The organism is Streptomyces lichenis, from assembly GCF_023218175.1.
Taxonomy (GTDB): Bacteria; Actinomycetota; Actinomycetes; order Streptomycetales; family Streptomycetaceae; genus Streptomyces; species Streptomyces lichenis.
In genome coordinates, this window is record NZ_JALPTH010000020.1 from 51,048 (window position 1) to 71,216 (window position 20,169).

The 20,169-nt window shown below is 71.2% G+C and carries 17 protein-coding genes and 1 riboswitch; of the genes, 5 read left to right on the top strand and 12 right to left on the bottom strand.

Features of this window, described 5'->3' with window-relative positions:
* Window positions 1-1,001: 1,001 nt before the first annotated feature.
* The 6 genes from M1O15_RS20360 to ctaE all read right to left on the bottom strand — a co-directional run bounded on the left by M1O15_RS20360 (window position 1,002) and on the right by ctaE (window position 8,159).
* A complete protein-coding gene (locus tag M1O15_RS20360; RefSeq protein ID WP_248635492.1) occupies window positions 1,002-2,405 on the bottom strand; it encodes an aminotransferase class V-fold PLP-dependent enzyme in 1,404 nt (467 codons plus the stop codon).
* A 172-nt stretch (window positions 2,406-2,577) separates the two neighbouring features.
* Window positions 2,578-2,695, bottom strand: a riboswitch (SAM riboswitch).
* A gap of 95 nt (window positions 2,696-2,790) precedes the next feature.
* Entirely contained in the window at window positions 2,791-3,855 is a 1,065-nt protein-coding gene (gene trpD / locus M1O15_RS20365; RefSeq protein WP_248635494.1) for an anthranilate phosphoribosyltransferase, read from the bottom strand.
* 139 nt (window positions 3,856-3,994) lie between these two features.
* Entirely contained in the window at window positions 3,995-5,623 is a 1,629-nt protein-coding gene (gene qcrB / locus M1O15_RS20370; protein WP_248635496.1) for a cytochrome bc1 complex cytochrome b subunit, read from the bottom strand.
* Window positions 5,620-6,669, bottom strand: coding sequence for a cytochrome bc1 complex Rieske iron-sulfur subunit (gene qcrA, locus M1O15_RS20375; protein ID WP_248635498.1), 1,050 nt, complete (start codon window positions 6,667-6,669; stop codon window positions 5,620-5,622). Before qcrA ends, qcrB begins: the two co-directional genes overlap by 4 nt.
* Window positions 6,666-7,475 (bottom strand): cytochrome bc1 complex diheme cytochrome c subunit, encoded by an 810-nt coding sequence (gene qcrC / locus M1O15_RS20380; RefSeq protein WP_248635500.1) that lies wholly within the window; start codon window positions 7,473-7,475, stop codon window positions 6,666-6,668. Before qcrC ends, qcrA begins: the two co-directional genes overlap by 4 nt.
* A 63-nt stretch (window positions 7,476-7,538) precedes the next feature.
* Window positions 7,539-8,159 (bottom strand): aa3-type cytochrome oxidase subunit III, encoded by a 621-nt coding sequence (gene ctaE, locus M1O15_RS20385; RefSeq protein ID WP_248635501.1) that lies wholly within the window; start codon window positions 8,157-8,159, stop codon window positions 7,539-7,541.
* A 200-nt stretch (window positions 8,160-8,359) separates the two neighbouring features.
* Between ctaE and M1O15_RS20390 the strand changes: the two genes are divergently transcribed.
* Window positions 8,360-8,761 carry a DNA-binding transcriptional response regulator gene (locus M1O15_RS20390; RefSeq protein WP_248635503.1) on the top strand — a complete coding sequence of 134 codons (402 nt, stop codon included), beginning with the start codon at window positions 8,360-8,362 and terminating at the stop codon, window positions 8,759-8,761.
* Window positions 8,762-8,824: 63 nt separating this feature from the next.
* Here the strand turns inward: M1O15_RS20390 and M1O15_RS20395 are convergent, their stop codons facing one another.
* From M1O15_RS20395 to ctaC, 4 genes are all read right to left on the bottom strand, one after another.
* Window positions 8,825-10,063 carry a L,D-transpeptidase gene (locus M1O15_RS20395; RefSeq protein WP_248635505.1) on the bottom strand — a complete coding sequence of 413 codons (1,239 nt, stop codon included), beginning with the start codon at window positions 10,061-10,063 and terminating at the stop codon, window positions 8,825-8,827.
* Window positions 10,064-10,208: 145 nt separating this feature from the next.
* Window positions 10,209-10,607, bottom strand: a complete 399-nt coding sequence (locus M1O15_RS20400; RefSeq protein WP_248635507.1) for a cytochrome c oxidase subunit 4 — start codon at window positions 10,605-10,607, stop codon at window positions 10,209-10,211.
* Window positions 10,604-12,355: an aa3-type cytochrome oxidase subunit I gene (gene ctaD / locus M1O15_RS20405; protein WP_248635509.1), complete on the bottom strand. Its 1,752-nt coding sequence runs from the start codon at window positions 12,353-12,355 to the stop codon at window positions 10,604-10,606. Before ctaD ends, M1O15_RS20400 begins: the two co-directional genes overlap by 4 nt.
* Window positions 12,352-13,353 (bottom strand): aa3-type cytochrome oxidase subunit II, encoded by a 1,002-nt coding sequence (gene ctaC / locus M1O15_RS20410; RefSeq protein ID WP_372499517.1) that lies wholly within the window; start codon window positions 13,351-13,353, stop codon window positions 12,352-12,354. Before ctaC ends, ctaD begins: the two co-directional genes overlap by 4 nt.
* Window positions 13,354-13,577: 224 nt before the next feature.
* On the opposite strand from ctaC, the gene M1O15_RS20415 reads away from it, so the two are divergent.
* Complete coding sequence (locus tag M1O15_RS20415; protein WP_248635513.1) at window positions 13,578-14,981, top strand: cysteine desulfurase/sulfurtransferase TusA family protein; 1,404 nt, start codon at window positions 13,578-13,580, stop codon at window positions 14,979-14,981.
* 15 nt (window positions 14,982-14,996) lie between these two features.
* Here M1O15_RS20415 and M1O15_RS20420 read toward each other — a convergent pair whose 3' ends face one another.
* Window positions 14,997-15,971, bottom strand: coding sequence for a carbohydrate kinase family protein (locus tag M1O15_RS20420; RefSeq protein WP_248635515.1), 975 nt, complete (start codon window positions 15,969-15,971; stop codon window positions 14,997-14,999).
* A 128-nt stretch (window positions 15,972-16,099) separates the two neighbouring features.
* On the opposite strand from M1O15_RS20420, the gene M1O15_RS20425 reads away from it, so the two are divergent.
* On the top strand, window positions 16,100-16,306 hold the full coding sequence (locus M1O15_RS20425) for a hypothetical protein (protein ID WP_248635516.1): 207 nt from the start codon (window positions 16,100-16,102) through the stop codon (window positions 16,304-16,306).
* Between the two features lie 166 nt (window positions 16,307-16,472).
* Window positions 16,473-18,035, top strand: a complete 1,563-nt coding sequence (locus M1O15_RS20430) for a hypothetical protein (RefSeq protein WP_248635519.1) — start codon at window positions 16,473-16,475, stop codon at window positions 18,033-18,035.
* Window positions 18,036-18,137: 102 nt separating this feature from the next.
* Here M1O15_RS20430 and M1O15_RS20435 read toward each other — a convergent pair whose 3' ends face one another.
* A complete protein-coding gene (locus M1O15_RS20435) occupies window positions 18,138-18,494 on the bottom strand; it encodes a HesB/IscA family protein (RefSeq protein ID WP_105869238.1) in 357 nt (118 codons plus the stop codon).
* A gap of 282 nt (window positions 18,495-18,776) precedes the next feature.
* On the opposite strand from M1O15_RS20435, the gene nadA reads away from it, so the two are divergent.
* Window positions 18,777-19,964 carry a quinolinate synthase NadA gene (gene nadA / locus M1O15_RS20440; protein ID WP_248635521.1) on the top strand — a complete coding sequence of 396 codons (1,188 nt, stop codon included), beginning with the start codon at window positions 18,777-18,779 and terminating at the stop codon, window positions 19,962-19,964.
* Window positions 19,965-20,169 lie beyond the last annotated feature (205 nt).

Genomic DNA, 20,169 nt, shown 5'->3' on the forward strand with positions numbered 1-20,169 from the left:
CACCCGGGCCGACAGCCCTACCCGACCGGTGGCACACTGCCCCATTTCGCCGTGGCTCATGACCGCCGGACCGACGGCCCTCATCCGGCTGACGATGCACTGTCCCGTCTCGCCGTGGCCGATGACCTCCCGGCCGGCGGCCCCCGCCCGCCCGGCCGGCGATGCACTGCCCCGTCTCGCCGTGGCCGATGACCTCTCGGCCGACGGCCCCCGCCCGCCCGACCGGCGATGCACTGACCCATTTCGCCGCGGCTGATGACCTCCGGGCCGACGGCCCCCACTCGGCCGGCGATGCACTGTCCCATTTCGCCGTGGGTGATGACCTCTGGGCCGACGGCCCCACCCGGTCGGCGGCGCAGCGCCGTTTCGCGGTGTTTACGCACTCCCGGCCGAGGGTCCGGACCGCCTCGCACGGACCCCACCGGACCGGCGGAGGGATCCCGCCCACCCGGTAGGGCGACCGCCCCTCCACGGCGGCGGCCAGTCTTCCGGGCCATGGGCCCGCATTGGTCGGACGTCACCGCCCGGCGGGTGATACGGGACGTCGTACTTCGGTCCGGACCGCCTCGCACACGACCCGCCCGCCCGGCCCGCGGCGCCCCCTTCCCGGGCCGTGGGCCCGCATCGGTCGGACGCTACTGCCCGGCGGGGGAGACGGCCCCCCGGGCCCGTACGACTCGCTGCGGCACCCTTCCGGGCCGGGGCCCGTACCGCCCGTGGGGCGTTGGTCCCGGCCGTCAGGCCGGGAGAGGGGGCCACTGGGGGTGCACTCGCCCTCCGGACAGTGGGTGGGGTATGCAGGGTCGCGCGCGCAGCCGCCGAGCGTAATGAGGCGGTCGCTTGAGCATCGAACGGTGAGCGCGAGCGGCGAGCACGTGAGCCCGGAGTGCCCCGCCCCCCACCCACCGGGCAGAGTGCACACCCACCGGGCCCGCAAACCGCCACCGGGCCGCGACCAAGCGCAGACGCAGGCGTGGCAGCGGGGCCACCGGGCTGCGGGGTTACCGGCCCGCCGCCACCCCGGAGGGGACGCAGCGGCCGTCTTCGGTGCGGTAGTCCCAGCGGGCCCCGTTCCGGACGAGCTCCTTCACGGCGCGGACGAAGCGGTCGATGTGCTCGTCGGGGGTGCCCGCGCCGAAGCTGACGCGGATGGCGTTCAGCGAGCGCTCGCCGGGGGCCGCCTCGGGGGCGCCGCACTCGCCGACGACCTGGGGGTCGCTGCCGAGGAGGGTGCGCACCAGGGGGTGGGCGCAGAACAGGCCGTCGCGGACGCCGATGCCGTACTCCGCGGAGAGGGCCGCCGCGAAGTGGGAGCTGTTCCAGCCCTCGACGACGAAGGAGAGGACCCCGACCCGGGGGGCGTCGTCGCCGAAGAGGGAGAGGACGCGCACCTCGGGGACGTCGGACAGGCCGGAGCGGACCGCGGCGATCAGGGCCTGCTCGCGGGCGACCAGGTGGTCGAACCCGGCCTCGGTGAGGGCCTTGCAGGCGGAGGCGATGGAGTAGACGCCGATGACGTTGGGCGAACCGGCCTCGTGGCGGGCCGCGGTGGTGTGCCACTGGACGTCCACGCCGCCGTCGGCGCGGCGGGTGACGGTGCGGGAGGCGCCGCCGCCCGCGAGGTAGGGCTCGGCGTCGCGGAGCCAGTCGGCGCGGCCGGCGAGGACGCCGGAGCCGAAGGGTGCGTAGAGCTTGTGGCCCGAGAAGGCCACCCAGTCGACGTCCAGGTCGCGGACCGACACCGGGTGGTGCGGGGCGAGTTGGGCGGCGTCCAGGACGATCCGGGCGCCATGGGCGTGCGCCGCGGCGGCGAGTTCGCGGACCGGCCACAGCTCACCGGTGACGTTGGAGGCGCCGGTGACGCAGACCAGGGCGGGGCCGTGAGGCTCGCGGGAGGCGAGGGCGCGTTCGAGGATCTCGACGGCCTGCGCGGGGGTGCGGGGCGCGTCGAGGTAGGTGACGCGGTGGGCGCTCCAGGGGAGCAGCGAGGCGTGGTGCTCGGTCTCGAAGACGAAGACCTGGCAGTCGGCGGGCAGCACCGCGGCCAGCAGGTTGAGCGAGTCGGTGGTGGAGCGGGTGAAGACGACCTGGTCGTCCGCGCGGCAGTCGAGGAACTCGGCGACGGTGGTGCGGCTGTTCTCGAACAGGTCGGTGGAGAGCTGGGAGAGGTAGCCGGCGCCGCGGTGGACGCTGCCGTAGTAGGGGGCGTACGCGGCGACGTCGTCCCAGACGCGCTGGAGGGCGGGGGCGCTGGCGGCGTAGTCGAGCGCGGCGTAGACCACTTCGCCGCCGGTGACGAGCGGGACGGTGACGTCGCGGCCGAGCACCGGCAGCGGGGCGGCGCAGGCGGGATCGGCGTCGGCGGAGGAGACGGCGGCAGGCGTGGCGGTGGCGTCGACGGACATGGCGAAACTCCCGTTGCAGGCAGGCGAGTTCACACGCAAGGGGGCAGGAAGGAAGAGGGCCCGGCGGTGCGTGGAGAAAGGGAAAAGGCGGCGAGGAGGGGGCTGTCGCCCTATCGCATTCGCTTGCTCACGAGACTGCTCCCTTGAGGACCAGGACCCCAGGGTACGCAGGGGTCCGCGCTTGCCGCTGACCTTGTTGTCAGCGGCCTGGTCTTCACCCGGGGCACCCCGCCACGGACGGAGGGTTGCCGGACAGCGGGCCGGGGCCGTGTTCGCTGTCACTCATGACCTTGCAGAGCATCCTGCCATACGTCTCGGAATGCGCAAGGCGCGGTCCGGGATACGGACCGCGCCGTGCGTCACATCGAGAGGGTGTGGCTGGGGGCTATGACTGGGTGGCGGTGACCCAGCGGTCGAGGGCGGCGCGGGCCGCGCCGGAGTCGATGGACTCGGCGGCGCGGGCCATGCCGGCGCGGATCTGGTCGGCGAGCGGGGCGGGGGTGGGGTCGAGGGCGACCAGCGCGGCCGCGGCGTTGAGCAGGACCGCGTCGCGGACCGGGCCGCGTTCGCCGGCCAGGAGGCGGCGGGCGACGTCGGCGTTGTAGGAGGCGTCGGCGCCGCGCAGGGCCTCGACGGGGACGAGGTCGATGCCGACGTCGCGGGGGTCGAAGGGCTGCTCGGTGACCCCGCCGCCCTGGACCACCCAGACCCGGGAGGTCGCGGTGGTGGTGAGCTCGTCCAGGCCGTCGTCGCCGCGGAAGACCAGCGCGGAGGAGCCGCGTTCGGCGAGGACCCCGGCGAGGATGGGGGCCATCCGGGCGTCGGCGACCCCGGTGGCCTGGGCGCGGACCCGGGCCGGGTTGGTGAGCGGGCCGAGGAAGTTGAACGTGGTGCGGATGCCCAACTCCTTGCGGGCGGCGGCGACATGGCGCAGCGCGGGGTGGAACCTGACCGCGAAGCAGAAGGTGATGCCGGCCTCCTCGGCGACCTCGGCGACCCGGCTGGGGCTCAGTTCGAGGTTGACGCCGAGCTTCTCCAGGACGTCGGAGGCTCCGGAGGCGGAGGACGCGGCGCGGTTGCCGTGCTTGACGACCTTGGCTCCGGTGCCGGCGACCACGATCGCGGACATGGTGGAGATGTTGACGGTCTTGGCCCCGTCGCCGCCGGTGCCGACGATGTCCACGCAGCGGCCGGGGACCTCGATGACCCGGGCGTGCTCGTACATGGCGCGGACCAGGCCGGAGATCTCCTCGACGGTCTCGCCCTTGGCGCGCAGGGCGACGGCGAAGCCGGCGATCTGGGCGTCGGTGGCCTCGCCGCGCATGATGCGGTCCATGGCCCAGGCGGTGTCGTCGGCGCTCTGGTGGCGGCCCTCCAGCAGTCCGTTGAGGACCTGGGGCCAGGAGCGGCCCGCCGCGGTCGGTCCTCCAGCGGGGTACACAGCGCTCATGGTCGCTCCTGGGCTTGGTGTCGGGGCTCGATGGCAACCCTATCCAGTCCCGGGGACGGCGAAGAGCCCCGTCCGTGCACCGGACGGGGCTCTCCTCCGTGGCGGGTCACCGGCTCGCGCGGCCGGTGGGGTCAGCGGGTCAGTGGTGGCCCCCGTGACCGCTGCTGATCTCCCGGTACTCCTCGGCGGTGGCCTTGGGGACCTGGTTGCCCTCGCCGAAGTAGCCCTTGCTGAGCTTGGCGCGGAGCTTCTCGCCGCGGGTGAGCTTGCGCTCGACGCCGTTCTCGTCCACCGCGGGGCCGACCTCGGCCGGCTCGTACTGCTCGTGCGCGGTGAGGGAGTAGCGCTGGGACTGGCTGAGCGGCTCGTGGATCTCCACGAACTCGCCGTGCGGCAGCCGCTTGATGATGCCGGACTCGCGTCCGTGCAGCACCTTGTCGCGGTCGCGCCGCTGGAGGCCCATGCAGATCCGCTTGGTGACGATGAACGCGATGACCGGTCCGACGAAGTAGAAGATCCGGACGAACCAGGTGATCGAGTTGATCGACATGTGCAGGTGGGTGGCGAAGATGTCGTTGCCGCCACCGATCAGCATGACCATGTACGAGGTCACCCAGGCGACACCGAGCGCGGTGCGGGTCGGGGCGTTGCGCGGGCGGTCCAGGATGTGGTGCTCGCGCTTGTCGCCGGTGATCCACGACTCGATGAACGGGTAGACCGCGATGGCCGCGAGGACCAGGCCGAAGACGACCAGCGGGATGAACACACCGAGGACCAGGGTGTGGCCCCACAGGTTGATCTCCCAGCCCGGCATCACACGGACCAGGCCTTCGGCGAAGCCCATGTACCAGTCGGGCTGGGCGCCGGTGGACACCTGGTCCGGGCGGTACGGGCCGAGCGCCCAGATCGGGTTGATCGTGAACAGTGCCGCGATCACCGCGATGACGCCGAAGACCAGGAAGAAGAAGCCTCCGGCCTTGGCCATGTAGACCGGCAGCAGCGGCATGCCGACCACGTTCTTGTTGGTCCGGCCGGGGCCGGGGAACTGCGTGTGCTTGTGGTAGAAGACCAGGATGAGGTGGGCCACCACGAGACCGAGCATGATGCCCGGCAGCAGCAGGATGTGGATCGAGTAGAACCGGGCGATGATGTCGTGGCCCGGGAACTCCCCGCCGAACAGGAACATCGAGATGTACGTGCCGACGATCGGCACGGACAGGATCGCGCCCTGGGTGAAGCGGACACCGGTGCCGGAGAGCAGGTCGTCCGGGAGCGAGTAGCCGGTGAACCCGGTGAACATGCCGAGGGCGAACAGCAGGAAGCCGAACAGCCAGTTGATCTCACGCGGCTTGCGGAACGCGCCGGTGAAGAAGACGCGCATCATGTGCACGAACATGCCGGCGATGAAGATCAGCGCCGCCCAGTGGTGGATCTGCCGGATGAGCAGGCCGCCGCGGACGTCGAAGCTGATGTCGAGGGTCGACGCATACGCCTCGGTCATCCGGATGCCCTGCATCGGGACGTACGAGCCGTGGTAGTGGACCTCGTTCATGCTCGGGTGGAAGAACAGCGTCAGGTACACACCCGTGAGGATGATGATGATGAAGCTGTAGAGGCAGATCTCGCCCAGCATGAAGGACCAGTGGTCCGGGAAGATCTTGCGCATGTTGGCCTTGGCCAGGGAGTAGATCCCGAGCCGGCCGTCCGCCCAGTCGGCCACCCGCTCACCGGCGGGCGCCTTGCGCTTGGCGTCGGTCGTGGTGCTCATCCGCGCTCCCAGAATGCAGGGCCGACGGGCTCGGCGAAGTCGCCGAGCGCTTCGAGGTTGCCCTCGCCGTTCACGCCGATCCGCAGCTGCGGCAGCGGATGGCCGGCCGGGCCGAAGATGACGCGGGCGCCGTCGGAGAGGTCGAAGGTGGACTGGTGGCACGGGCAGAGGACGTGGTGCGTCTGCTGCTCGTACAGCGAGATCGGACAGCCCACGTGGGTGCAGATCTTCGAGAAGGCGACGATGCCCTCGTGCGACCACTCCAGCTCGCGGCGGTCCTTGATGTCCTGCGGCTGGATCCGCACGATCATCAGGGCGTCCTTGGCGATCTTGTTGTTGAAGTCCTCGTCGTCCTCCTCCAGGCCCTCGGGCTTGGCGAAGGTCAGCGAGCCCACCACGACGTCCTCGGGACGCAGCGGCTCGTTGGTGTTCATGTTGATGAGCTGGAGGCCCTTCTTCCACGAGGTGTGGAAGAGCTTCTTCTCGGGCAGCGGGCCCAGCTCGCGCAGCAGCACCACGCCGGAGAGCGGCACCATGGCCAGCGCGCCGAGCATGGTGTTGCGGATCAGCGGGCGGCGGCCGATCGCGGACTCCCGGGCGCCGTCGGCGAAGTCGGTCATGACCTTGGCCTTGACCTCGGGGGCCGCCTCGATCGCGTGCCGGTCGTCGGCGAACTCCTCGTCCGACATCAGGGTGCGGGCCCAGTGGACCGCGCCGGCGCCGATGCAGAAGAGCGCCACGCCCAGGGTCAGGCCCAGGGACAGGTTCGTCGCGCTGACGTGGCCGATCGGCCACACGTAGACGATCTCGTCGACCGGGAAGATGACGAAGGAGGCGATGAAGCCGATCGTCGCCAGCATCGACACGGTGAACAGCAGGGCGACCGTGCGCTCGGAGCGCTTGGCGGCCTGCTCGTCCACGTCCTGGATACGGGGCTTGTGGGGCGGCAGCCCCGGGTCGGCGAACGGGTTCTCGGCTACCGCCGTGCCGTGCGCGCTGCCCTGCTCGTGCGGCAGGTTCTTGTCTGAAATCTCGTTGCTACTCATGACTTCTTGGCCTTAGCGGTGTGGGCCGCGACCCAGATGGCGACAGCGATGAGGGCACCCAGACCGAAGATCCATCCGAAGAGGCCCTCGCTCACCGGACCGAGTCCGCCGAGCGCGAAGCCGCCGGGGGTCGGCGTCTCGTCACCGTTCACGGACTTGACGTACGCGATGATGTCCTTCTTCTCCTTCTCCGGCATCGTGGTGTCGGGGAAGGACGGCATGTTCTGCGGGCCGGTCTGCATGGCCTCGTAGATCTGCTTGGGAGTGGAGTCCTCCAGGCTCGGCGCGTACTTGCCCTTGGTCAGGGCACCGCCCTCACCGGTGAAGTTGTGGCACTGGGCGCAGTTGGTGCGCCACAGGTCGCCGCCGCGCGCGATGTCCGCGCCCTCGGGGTTGTACTGCTTCTCGGTCGGGGTGACCGGGCCGGGGCCGAGGGAGGCCACGTACGCGGCGAGCTGGTCGATCTGCGCCTGGTCGTAGATGACCGGCTTCTTCGGCACCTGGGCGCCGGGCTGCTGCGCGGGCATGCGCCCGGTCGCGACCTGGAAGTCGACGGCGGCGGAGCCCACGCCGACCAGGGACGGGCCGTCAGTGGTGCCCTGACCGCCGGTTCCGTGGCAGCTCGCGCAGCCGACGGAGTAGAGCTTCTTGCCCTCCTCGATGGCGAGGGACTGGGCGGTTTCGTCTGCCTGGGCCTTGCTCGCGGGCGCGAACGCGGCGTACAGCCCCCCGGTGGCCGCCAGCGCGAGGAGTAGGACGACGACAGCTGCCAGCGGATGGCGTCGTCGTGCGGAGAGCTTTTTCACGGATTACCCCGGTGTCAGGATCTTCTGCGTCGGTGCTTGCTGGATGTCGGGTGCCGGAGCCGACTACTTGATCATGTAGATCGTGGCGAAGAGGCCGATCCAGACGACATCGACGAAGTGCCAGTAGTAGGACACGACGATGGCGGCGGTTGCCTGCTCGTGGGTGAATCTCCGGGCCGCGTACGTCCGGCCGAGGACCAGCAGGAACGCGATGAGGCCACCGGTCACATGCAGTCCGTGGAAGCCGGTCGTCAGGTAGAACGCCGAGCCGTAGGGGTCGGAGGAGAGGGAGAGCCCGTGCTCCTTGACCAGCTCGGTGTACTCGAAGACCTGGCCTCCGATGAAGATCGCACCCATGACGAACGTGATGATGAACCACGCCCGGAGCTTCTTCACGTCACCGCGCTCGGCGGCGAACACGCCGAGCTGGCAGGTGAGTGAGGAGAGCACCAGGATCGTGGTGTTCGTCGCCGAGAACGGGAAGTTCAGGTAGCTGGCCTTCTCGGACCAGAACTCGGCGCCCGTCACCGATCGCAGGGTGAAGTACATCGCGAAGAGGGCCGCGAAGAACATCAGCTCGGAGCTCAACCAGATGATGGTTCCGACGCTGGTGAGGTTCGGCCGGTTGACCGACGGGTGCGCGTGCCCGGTTTCTACTGTCGTTGCTGTCGCCACGACCGACATTATGTCGGTCGCTTATCCCGCCCTCACTCCGGGGGGTGCCGTTCGGAGTGTTGATGGGCTCTGTCCAGCCCGAACGGCCCATCCGAGGGCCCGTGGAAGGCCCCTCGAAGGGGTGATCGGACCGGTGCCCGGGGAGCGGTGGACGGAGTAGCATCCGGCGCATCGGATCCGCCCGCACCGCCGACGTCCTCGGAGGAACCATGCAGTCGAGTGCCACCGTGCTGGTCTACAGCGACGATGCGAACACCCGCTCCCAGGTGCGGCTCGCGGCCGGGCGCCGGCCGGCCGCGGACATCCCCCCGGTGGAGTACGTGGAGTGCGCCACGCTGCCGGCCGTGCTGGCCCGGCTGGAGGCCGGCGGGATCGACGTCTGCGTGCTGGACGGCGAGGCGGTGCCGGCGGGCGGCATGGGTGTGGCCCGGCAGATCAAGGACGAGGTCTTCCGCTGCCCGCCGGTGCTGCTGCTGATCGGCCGCCCGCAGGACGCCTGGCTGGCCACCTGGAGCCGCGCGGAGGCCGCGGTGACCCTGCCGGTGGACCCGGTGGAGCTGGCGGACGCCCTGGCCGCGCTGATCCGCTCCCGGCTGTCGGTCGAGGCGTGAGGACATGACGACGCGCCCCCGTCCGGTGGTCCCGGACGGGGGCGCCTGTGCTGCCTGAGTGCCCTAGACCCCCGGGCTGAGCCGGAGCGGGGCGGTGTTGGGAGCGCCGGCCTTGGCGGAGCTGCCGGTCTGCCACTTGTCCCAGGACAGGTTCCAGTCGCCGTAGCCGTTGCCGAAGTGGTTCATCTCGTCGCCGCCGCTGTTGACGACCTTGACGATGTCGCCCTCCTTGACGGTCTCGTAGAACCAGGCCGCGTTGGAGGTGGACATGCCCACGCAGCCGTGGCTGACGTTGGCCGAGCCGTGGGAGCCGGCCGACCAGGGGGCGGCGTGCACGTACTCGCCGCTCCAGGTGACGCGGGTGGCGTAGTACACCGGCAGGTCGTAGCCCTCGCTGCTGCCGGCCGCGATGCCGACGGTGGTGCCGCGCATACGGACGAAGTACTCCTTGCCGAGCACCACCTTGACGCCGTTGCGGGTGTCGAAGCCGGGCTTGCCGGTGGTCACCGGGATGGTGTTGATCACTTCGCCGTTGCGGAACACCGTCATCTCGTGCGAGGACGCGTCGGTGACGGCCTCGATCCGGTCGCCGATGTCCAGCTTGAGCACGCCGGGGTCGGCCCCGTAGAGGTCCTTGCCGATCCGCACCCCGGCCAGGGTGCCGGAGACGGTGACCTTGGCGCCGGTCGGCCAGTACTCCTTGGGCCGGAAGTGCAGCTTCTCGTCGTCCACCCAGTACCAGGCGCCCTCGACCGCGGGGGTGGAGCGCACCTTCAGGGAGCGCTCGACGGCGGCCCGGCCCTCCTTGGAGGAGACCGGCTCGCTCAACTCCGCGGTGATGGGCTGCCCGACGCCGTAGGTGCCCTCCTCCGGACCGAACGCGACCCGCAGGACCTTCTTGGCAGCGGCCGTCTGGAAGGTCTGCGTACGGGCGCCCGGGGCGCCCTTGGCGTCCTCGGTGGCGACCCGCACGGTGTAGCGGGCACCGGCGACCAGCGGGGCGGTGGAGCGCCAGCGGGTGCCGTCGGCGGACAGCTCGCCGGCCAGGAAGTGGCCGGCCGCGTCGACGGCGGTGACGTCGGTGATCCGGCTGTCCTTCTCCCGGGCGGTCACCTCCAGCGGCTTGTCCAGCGGGGCCTTGGCGGCGCCCGAGGTGTTGAACGCCACCTGGGCGGCCGCGTCGGCGGGGCGGCCGGCGAGGGGGTGGCCGTCCGGCTGACCGCACGCGGTCGCGGCCGCGCCGGTGACGGCGACCAGCAGGGTGCAGCTGATGGCGGTGCGCAGACGGGGTGTGTCGTTCATGCGCTCAACGTACGAACGGCCGTTGGCGGCGGCACCCGGTGTGAGCCGAAAGGGTGACCCTGATGGGTGAGTGGGCCGGGAACGCCGAACCGGCGGCCTCCGCGAGGGAGACCGCCGGAACGGGTGGGACGGAGAAGCGCGGAACCTACTGGTTCTGGTTCTCGCCCCGGTAGTACTCGAACACCCAGCCGAAGAGCCCGACGAGGATCAGCGGGAGGGAGAAGAACAGCAGCCACCAGCCGATGGCCACGCCCAGGAAGGCGAACCCGCCGCCGATGGCGAGCGAGAGCGGCTGCCAGCTGTGCGGGGAGAAGAAGCCGACCTCGCCGGCCTCGTCCGCGACGTCCGCCTCCTTGTCGTCCTGCGCCATGGCGTCGACCCGCTTGGCCGTGAAGGCCAGGTAGAAGCCGATCATCACGGTCAGGCCGAAGGAGAGGAACAGGGCGGTGGTGCCGACCGGCTCCTTGGACCACAGGCCGTACAGGATGGCCATGGCGAGCACGAAGGCGCTCAGCCAGAGGAACATCTTGCCCTGGATCTTCACTTGCCCGCCTCCTTGGCGCCGCCGAAGAGGGCGGTGTCCTTCTGCTCGTCGTTCTCGAGCTGGCCGACGGCCGCGATCTCAGGGTGGTGCAGGTCGAACGCCGGGGATTCGGACCGGATGCGCGGCAGCGTGAGGAAGTTGTGCCGCGGCGGCGGGCAGGAGGTCGCCCACTCCAGCGAACGCCCGTAGCCCCACGGGTCGTCCACCTCGATCTTCTTGCCGTACTTGGCCGTCTTCCAGACGTTGTAGAAGAACGGCAGGATCGACAGGCCGAGCAGGAACGAGCTGATCGTGGAGACCGTGTTCAGCGCGGTGAAGCCGTCCGCGGCCAGGTAGTCCGCGTACCGGCGGGGCATGCCCTCGGCGCCCAGCCAGTGCTGCACCAGGAAGGTGCCGTGGAAGCCGATGAACAGCGTCCAGAAGGTCATCTTGCCGAGGCGCTCGTCCAGCATCTTGCCGGTGAACTTCGGCCACCAGAAGTGGAAGCCGGCGAACATCGCGAACACCACGGTGCCGAAGACCACGTAGTGGAAGTGCGCCACCACGAAGTACGAGTCGGAGACGTGGAAGTCCATCGGCGGCGAGGCCAGGATGACACCGGTCAGACCACCGAAGGTGAAGGTGACCAGGAAGCCGATCGTCCACAGCATCGGTGTCTCGAAGGACAGCGAGCCCTTCCACATGGTGCCGATCCAGTTGAAGAACTTCACACCGGTCGGGACCGCGATCAGGAAGGTCATGAAGGAGAAGAACGGCAGCAGCACACCGCCGGTGACGTACATGTGGTGCGCCCACACCGTCACCGAGAGGCCGGCGATCGCGATGGTGGCCGCGATCAGGCCGAAGTAGCCGAACATCGGCTTGCGGCTGAAGACCGGGATGATCTCCGAGACGATGCCGAAGAACGGTAGCGCGATGATGTACACCTCTGGATGGCCGAAGAACCAGAAGAGGTGCTGCCAGAGCAACGCGCCGCCGTTGGCGGCGTCGAAGATATGGGCACCGAACTTGCGGTCCGCCTCCAGGGCGAACAGCGCGGCCGCCAGCACCGGGAAGGCGAGCAGGACCAGCACACCGGTCAGCAGCACGTTCCAGGTGAAGATCGGCATCCGGAACATCGTCATGCCGGGCGCGCGCATGCAGATGATCGTGGTGATGAAGTTGACCGAGCCGAGGATCGTGCCGAAGCCGGAGAAGGCCAGACCCATGATCCACATGTCGGCGCCGACACCCGGCGAGCGGACCGCGTCCGACAGCGGGGAGTAGGCGAACCAGCCGAAGTCGGCCGCACCCTGCGGGGTGAGGAAGCCGGCCACCGCGATCAGCGAGCCGAACAGGTAGAGCCAGTAGGCGAACATGTTCAGCCGCGGGAACGCCACGTCGGGCGCGCCGATCTGCAGCGGCATGATCCAGTTGGCGAATCCGGCGAACAGCGGCGTCGCGAACATCAGCAGCATGATCGTGCCGTGCATCGTGAACGCCTGGTTGAACTGCTCGTTCGACATGATCTGCGTACCCGGCCGGGCCAGCTCGGCGCGCATGAAGAGCGCCAGCAGGCCGCCGATGCAGAAGAAGGCGAACGAGGTGACCAGATAAAGCGTGCCGATGGTCTTGTGGTCGGTGGTGGTGAGCCACTTGATGACCACGTTGCCCGGCTGCCGGGTCCGCAGCGGGACCTCGTTCTCGTACGGCTCACCCGCGCCGCCGGGCTTGGTGGCGGCACCCTGGGGTTCGTTGAGGATGCTCACAGTTGGTTCGTCTCCGTGTTCCGGGCCGGGTCCGTCTGCGCGATGCCCGACGGGATGAAGCCGGTCTGCCCCTTCTCGGCCAGCTCCTTCAGGTGCTGCTGGTAGCGCTCCGGGGAGACCACCTTCACGTTGAACAGCATCCGGGAGTGGTCGACGCCGCAGAGCTCGGCGCACTTGCCGCGGAAGGTGCCCTCCTGGGTGGGCGTCACCTCGAACACGTTGGTGTGGCCGGGGATGACGTCCTGCTTGAAGAGGAAGGGCAGCACCCAGAAGGAGTGGATGACGTCACGGGAGGTCAGGACGAACCGGACCTTCTCCCCCTTCGGCAGCCACAGGGTCGGGCCCGGGTTGCCGTTCTGCGGGTTCCGCGTGCCGGGGATGCCGTAGTCGTAGACGCCCTCGGCGCCCGCCGGGAAGGCCTTCTGGTACCGGTCCGGGATGGCGGACAGGTTCTCGTCGCCCTTGGCGGACGTCTGGGCGTTGCCGTCGACGTCCTCGATGTAGTTGAGGCCCCAGCTCCACTGGTAGCCGACCACGTTGATCGTGTGGGCCGGCTTGTCCGAGAGGGTCAGCAGCTTCGACTCGTCCCGGGCGGTGAAGTAGAAGAGCACCGAGACGATGATGAGGGGGGTCACCGTGTACAGCGCCTCGATGGGCATGTTGTAACGGGTCTGCGGAGGAACCTCGACCTTGGTGCGGCTGCGCCGGTGGAAGATGATGCTCCACAGGATCAGACCCCAGACCAGCACGCCCGTGACGAGCGCAGCCGCCCACGAGCCCTGCCAGAGGGAGAGGATGATCGGAGCCTCTTCCGTCACCGGGGTCGGCATACCGAGGCGGGGGAAGTCCTCCCAGTTGTACGAGCAACCGGTCGCGGTAGCCAGGATCAGGCCCGCAGTCAGCGCCTGCGGCAGCTTCCGCCGCAACGGGCGCCGCGACATGGGGGTACCGCCCCCGCCCTTCAGGCGGTGGGGGAGGTCGGAGCCGTTGGGACTCACGTAGCGCCTTCCCGAGAGTCTCGCCCGCGCGACCGGCCGCGGCCGTCACGCTGGTCGGTCGCCGGGCCCTGACGCGGGCAGGGGTTTGGATGTTTATGCGGACCAAACCCTACTGGACGCTATTTGGGGTCGCGCGGGGAGGGTGCCCAACGCGCCGCAGGGCCCCCTTTTGGGGGTTGCCGGGCTGGTCGGAGCCGGTCAGGGGACGGCGGTTTACTGGAGGGGTGACCTACTTCGACGCCGCTTCCTCCGCTCCTCTGCACCCTGTGGCCCGGCAGGCGCTGGTCGCCGGGTTGGATGAGGGGTGGGCCGATCCGGGGCGGCTGTACCGGGAGGGGCGGCGGGCCCGGCTGCTGCTGGACGCGGCCCGGGAGGCGGCGGCGGAGGCGGTGGGGTGCCGTCCGGACGAGCTGACGTTCACTCCTTCGGGGACGGCCGCGGTGCACACCGGAGTTGCCGGGGCGCTGGCCGGGCGGCGGCGGGCGGGGCGGCGGCTGGTGGTCTCGGCGGTGGAGCACTCCTCCGTACTGCACGCCGCCGCCGCGCACCAGGCGGCCGGCGGGGCGGTCGTGGAGGTGGGCGTGGACCGGGCGGGGCGGGTGTCCCCGCAGGCGTACGCGCAGGCGCTGGGCGAGGACGGTGAGGGCACCGCGCTGGCCTGCCTCCAGTCGGCCAACCACGAGGTGGGCACCGAGCAGCCGGTGGCGGAGGTGGCCTCGGCGTGCCGGGCGGCCGGGGTGCCGCTGCTGGTGGACGCGGCGCAGTCGCTGGCCTGGGGGCCGGTGGCGGGTGACTGGTCGCTGCTGACCGGCAGCGCCCACAAGTGGGGCGGGCCGGCCGGGGTGGGGCTGCTGGTGGTGCGCAAGGGCACCCGGTTCGCGGCCCAGGGGGCGGCGGACGAGCGGGAGTCGGGGCGGTCGGCCGGGTTCGAGAACATCCCGGCGGTGGTGGCCGCGGCGGCCTCGCTGCGGGCGGTCCGGGCGGAGGCGGCGGCCGAGGCGGCGCGGCTGCGGGGGCTGGTGGACCTGATCCGGGCCCGGGTGCCCCGGCTGGTGGCGGACGCGGAGGTGGTGGGCGACCCGGTGCGCCGCCTGCCGCATCTGGTGACGTTCTCCTGTCTCTATGTGGACGGGGAGACGCTGCTGCATGAGCTGGACCGGGCCGGTTTCTCCGTTTCGTCCGGATCCTCCTGTACGAGCTCCACGCTGACGCCCAGCCATGTGCTGCGCGCGATGGGGGTGCTGTCGGAGGGGAACGTCCGGGTGTCGCTGCCGCCGGGCACGGAGGAGGCGGAGGTGGCGCGGTTCCTGGAGGTACTGCCGGGCGCGGTGGCGGGGGTGCGGGAGCGCTTCGGCGCCCCGGTGGCGGAGGCGGCGCCCCGGGGGGAGGCCCCCGAGGAGGACGGGGAGCGGATGGTGGACGCGCTGGGGCGGCGGTGCCCGATCCCGGTGATCGAGCTGGCGAAGGTCTTCGGCGAGGTGCCGGTGGGCGGCCTGGTGACGGTGCTGTCCGATGACGAGGCGGCCCGGCTGGACATCCCGGCCTGGTGCCGGATGCGGGACCAGGAGTACGTGGGCGAGCGCCCGGCGGAGCGCGGTACGGCTTATACGGTCCGCCGGACGTCCTAGCGACCCGGGGCGGGCTCAGCCCAGGTGGGAGCGGACCTCGGCGGCGGCCTCGTCGCCGTACGCCTTGGTGAAGCGGTCCATGAACTGGGTGCGCCGCAGGGTGTACTCCTGGGTGCCCAGGGTCTCGATGACCAGGGTGGCGAGCATGCAGCCGATCTGCGCGGCGCGCTCCAGGCTGACGCCCCAGGTCAGTCCGGCCATGAAGCCGGCCCGGAAGGCGTCGCCGACGCCGGTGGGGTCGACCTTGGCCTCCTCGTCGGGGGTGCCGACCTCGATGGGCTCCTCGCCGGCCCGGTCGATGCGGACGCCCCGGGCGCCGAGGGTGGTGACCCGGTGGCCGACGCGGCCGAGGATCTCCTCGTCGCTCCAGCCGGTCTTGGACTCGATGAGCCCCTTCTCGTACTCGTTGGAGAAGAGGTAGGTGGCGCCGTCCAGCAGGGTGCGGATCTCGTCGCCGTCCATGCGGGCGATCTGCTGGGAGAAGTCGGCGGCGAACGGGATGCCCCGGCCGCGGCACTCCTCGGTGTGGCGGAGCATCGCCTCGGGGTCGTCGGCGCCGATGGAGACCAGGTCCAGTCCGCCGACCCGGTCGGCGACGTGCTTGAGCTCGATTTGGCGGGCCTCGCTCATGGCGCCGGTGTAGAAGGAGCCGATCTGGTTGTGGTCGGCGTCGGTGGTGCAGACGAAGCGAGCGGTGTGCAGCACCTCGGAGATCCGGACCGAGTCGGTGTCCACGCCGTGCCGGTCGAGCCAGGCGCGGTACTCGTCGAAGTCGGCGCCCGCCGCGCCGACCAGGATCGGGTGGGCGCCGAGCTGGCCCATGCCGAAGCAGATGTTCGCCGCCACCCCTCCCCTGCGGACGTCGAGGTTGTCGACCAGGAAGGAGAGGGAGACCGTGTGCAGCTGGTCGGCGACCAGCTGGTCGGCGAAACGGCCGGGGAAGGTCATGAGGTGGTCGGTGGCGATGGAGCCGGTGACTGCGATTCGCACGGCTGTGCTCCTGCGGCTTCAGGGGAAGTCGGTCGCTTGAGGCTAACGGGTCGCCGGACCGGCCAACGCGGGAAACTACCCGATAGTAGGCCTTTTTCGGCCGCCTTTCGGCTGCGTACGGTGCCGTTATGGCGACATACGACGTGGTTCGTGAGCAGCGGGAGTCCGAGTACGACCTGGTGGAGCTGAGGGGGCAGAGCGCGCGGATGGCGCCGCACTGGGCGCCCCCGGTGCGGACGGCGCCCGCCCCGGTGCCGCCGTCGAGGATCCACGGGGTGGTCGTCTCCCCCGCCTCCGCCCGGCTGGTGGACTCTCTCGGCGGATACGGGGTCTGAGGACCGGTACGCCGGCCTCCGGCACGCGTACGGGGGTGGGCGTAGGGGTCCCTTCCGCGTACCCCTTACGGCGTAACCGCGGGGCCGGTGGGGAACCGCTCGGCCGCCGCCTCCGTCCCAGGGGTGTCCCGGGGCGACGGCGTCCCGGCGGTCGAAGGAGCTAGCGGTGAGTGGTGGCACGGAGCGGACAGGGCCGACCGGAACCGCGCCCCGCCGAGGGCGTTCCCCGCTCGCCGTCGCCTCGGTGGCGGCGGCGGTGCTGCTCGTCGGCGGTGGCGGCGCCTATCTGGCGACGGCGGCCCCGGACGACGGCAAGGAGCGGGGCCGGACCTCGCCGGCGGCGGACGTACCGCCTCCGCCGCTGGTGCTGGACGGCCACGGCGGTACGGCCGGGGAGGACACCGCCGCGGGTATCGCGCCCGGTGAACCCGACCCGTCCGGGGTGGAGTACGTGGCCAGGGGCGTGCTGCCGAAGGGCCCGGGGCGGGCGCCGGTGTACCGGGCAGGAGACGAGGTGGACGCCGGGCGGGTCACCCGGCTGGCGCGGGCGCTGGGGCTGAAGGGCGAGCCCCGGGCGGTCGGCGCGGTGTGGAAGGTGGGCCCGGACAAGGGCCGTCCCGGGGCCGCGCTGGAGGTGGAGCGGCAGGCGCCCGGCACCTGGTCGTTCGGCGACTTCGGCGGCGCGGTGGACGGGACCACCGGGGACGACTGCCTGAAGGGCAAGATCTGCGACCCGAGCGGCGGTGGTACGCCCGAGGGGAGCTCCGTACCGGGCAGCGGCCAGGGCACCGGGGGCGACCCGGTGGACGAGGCGGCCGCGCGCGCGGCGGCCGCCCCGGTGCTGGAGGCGGCCGGGCAGGGCGGCGCGGCGCTGGACGCGTCCCAGGTCACCGGCTCGGTGCGGTCGGTCAACGCCGACCCGGTGGTGGGCGGGCTGCCCACCTACGGCTGGGCGACCGGCGTCCAGGTCGGCCCGGACGGCCGGGTCACCGGGGCGAGCGGGCGGCTGGCGGCCCCGGAGCGGGACGCGGTGTACCCGGTGATCGGCGCGGACCAGGCGCTGAAGCTGCTGAACCGGCCCGCCCAGGGCGCCCCGCCGTCCATCGGCGGCTGCGCCACCCCGGTGCCGGCCGGGAAGGACGGCGGCCCGGCGGTGGGGAAGGACCCGCTGAAGGGGGACGTCGCCTGTGAACCGGCGAAGCCCGCGCCGACGCAGAAGGTGACGGTGGAGCGGGCGGTCTTCGGGCTGGCGGCGGCCGCCTCCTCGGGCCGGCCGGTGCTGGTGCCGTCCTGGCTGTTCGAGGTGCGGGCCGGGTACGACGGCCGGCCGTTCACCCTCACCTATCCGGCGGTGGACCCGGAGCACCTGGCGCCCCCGGAGTCCGCGACCCCGGCCCCGTCCGGCTCCCCGGACCCGGGCGCGCGGGAGCCGGGATCGCAGGAGCCCGCTCCGCGGGAGCCCGGTTCCTCGCCGCGGGTGGAGTCCTTCGCGGCGGACGGGAAGACGCTGACCGCCCGGTTCTGGGGCGGGGTGTGCTCCACCTTCACCCTGCGCGCCGAGGAGACGGCGGAGCGGGTGGCGCTGACCGTGGTGGAGAAGCCGAGCAGCCCGGGCCGGGCCTGTATCGCGATCGCCGAGGAGCAGACGGTGGAGGTCGCGCTGAAGGAGCCGCTGGGCGACCGGCGGGTGGTGGACGCCCGCAGCGGTGAGCGGGTGGAGCGGCGCTGAGCCGCCGGCTGACGGCGGCATGACGAAGGCGGCGGCCTTCCGGATACGGGATCCGGGGGCCGCCGCCTTCGTTCCGTCGCGGCGGGTGGTGCCGCGGGCGGTTCAGCTGAAGGAGTCGCCGCAGGCGCAGGAGCCGGTGGCGTTCGGGTTGTCGATGGTGAAGCCCTGCTTCTCGATGGTGTCGACGAAGTCGATGGAGGCGCCGCCCAGGTAGGGGGCGCTCATCCGGTCGGTGACCACGCGGACGCCGTTGAAGTCCTTGACGACGTCACCGTCGAGCGAGCGCTCGTCGAAGAAGAGCTGGTACCGCAGGCCCGAGCAGCCACCGGGCTGCACGGCGACGCGCAGCGCCAGGTCGTCGCGGCCTTCCTGGTCGAGCAGGGCCTTGACCTTGGCCGCGGCGGCGTCCGACAGGAGGATGCCGTCGCTGACAGTGGTCTTCTCGTCCGATACGGACATCTGCTTCTCTCCCGGGGTGTACGGAGACTGCTTTGCCGACGGGTACAACCGGCGGAGCCGTGGATTCATTCCGAGCGGCTTCGTTCCGGGCGGATTCGTCCCAAGCCGGGCCGGGCCGGACTCCGGCTCGTCCTTTCATGCTCGCACACCCGGTCGGGGAGGGGCACCGGCCGGGAGCGGTTGGGGTGCGTCACATCGACACAATGGCCATCGTCAAAGTGACGTGAATCGGCTACCATGGATAGCGTCAATTAGACGAAAAGACTGTGGAAGAAAGGGTAGGTGCGTGACGTGACCACCGCCCAGCCCCTGGATGTCCAGCCGACGCCGCTCGCTCTGCTGCTGCTCGGCCGGGAGGCCGACCCCAAGAGCGAGCGGGGTGTGGAGTGCCCCGGCGACCTGCCCTCCCCCTCCGACCCGGACCTGGTCGAGCGCGCCCGCGCGGCCAAGGAGAAGCTGGGCGAGAAGGTGTTCGTGCTCGGCCACCACTACCAGCGCGACGAGGTCATCCAGTTCGCGGACGTGACCGGCGACTCCTTCAAGCTCGCCCGGGACGCGGCGGCGCGGCCGGAGGCCGAGTACATCGTGTTCTGCGGTGTGCACTTCATGGCCGAGTCCGCCGACATCCTCACCTCTGACGACCAGCGGGTGGTGCTGCCGGACCTGGCGGCGGGCTGCTCGATGGCCGACATGGCCACCGCCGAGCAGGTCGCCGAGTGCTGGGACGTGCTGGCCGAGGCCGGTGTCGCGGAGGCGACCGTGCCGGTCGCGTACATGAACTCCTCCGCCGACATCAAGGCCTTCACCGGCAAGCACGGCGGCACCATCTGCACCTCCTCCAACGCCAAGCGGGCCCTGGACTGGGCCTTCGAGCAAGGGGAGAAGGTGCTCTTCCTGCCCGACCAGCACCTCGGGCGGAACACCGCGGTCCGCGACATGGGGATGTCGCTGGAGGACTGCGTGGTCTACAATCCGCACAAGCCGGGCGGCGGGGTCACCCCGGAGCAGCTGCGCGCCGCGAAGATGATCCTGTGGCGCGGGCACTGCTCGGTGCACGGCCGGTTCTCGCTGGAGTCGGTCGAGGACGTGCGGGCGCGCATCCCGGGCGTCAACGTGCTGGTGCACCCCGAGTGCCGGCACGAGGTGGTGGCGGCCGCGGACCACGTGGGGTCCACGGAGTACATCATCAAGGCGCTGGAGGCGGCCCCGGCCGGTTCCAAGTGGGCGATCGGCACCGAGCTGAACCTGGTCCGGCGGCTGGCGAACCGTTTCGCCGCCGAGGACAAGGAGATCGTCTTCCTCGACAAGACGGTCTGCTTCTGCTCGACCATGAACCGGATCGACCTGCCCCATCTGGTGTGGACCCTGGAGTCGCTGGCCGAGGGCAAGCTGGTCAACCGCATCGAGGTGGACCGGGAGACCGAGAGCTTCGCCAAGCTGGCGCTGGAGCGGATGCTGGCCCTGCCGTAGCGGCCCACGGATGACGAGAGGGGCGCCCCGCCGGCTGCGGGGCGCCCCTCTCGCCGTACCGTCCCGGGTCCGGGAACCGGGCGAGTACCGGACCCGGGGGTCGGGTGGCTCCGGACCCGTCCCGGAGCCGGGGCCGAAAGGCGCGGGCGGGTCCGGCGTGGGCCGGTCCGGCTCCGGGAGCCGGTGGCTCCGGACGGACGGGCCC

Bases quoted from the DNA above. Each gene is read 5' to 3' on its own strand.
- M1O15_RS20360 (WP_248635492.1), bottom strand. From the start codon at position 2,405: ATGTCCGTCGACGCCACCGCCACGCCTGCCGCCGTCTCCTCCGCCGAC.
- trpD (WP_248635494.1), bottom strand. From the start codon at position 3,855: ATGAGCGCTGTGTACCCCGCTGGAGGACCGACCGCGGCGGGCCGCTCC.
- qcrB (WP_248635496.1), bottom strand. From the start codon at position 5,623: ATGAGCACCACGACCGACGCCAAGCGCAAGGCGCCCGCCGGTGAGCGG.
- qcrA (WP_248635498.1), bottom strand. From the start codon at position 6,669: ATGAGTAGCAACGAGATTTCAGACAAGAACCTGCCGCACGAGCAGGGC.
- ctaE (WP_248635501.1), bottom strand. From the start codon at position 8,159: ATGTCGGTCGTGGCGACAGCAACGACAGTAGAAACCGGGCACGCGCAC.
- M1O15_RS20390 (WP_248635503.1), top strand. From the start codon at position 8,360: ATGCAGTCGAGTGCCACCGTGCTGGTCTACAGCGACGATGCGAACACC.
- M1O15_RS20395 (WP_248635505.1), bottom strand. From the start codon at position 10,063: ATGAACGACACACCCCGTCTGCGCACCGCCATCAGCTGCACCCTGCTG.
- M1O15_RS20425 (WP_248635516.1), top strand. From the start codon at position 16,100: ATGGCGACATACGACGTGGTTCGTGAGCAGCGGGAGTCCGAGTACGAC.
- M1O15_RS20435 (WP_105869238.1), bottom strand. From the start codon at position 18,494: ATGTCCGTATCGGACGAGAAGACCACTGTCAGCGACGGCATCCTCCTG.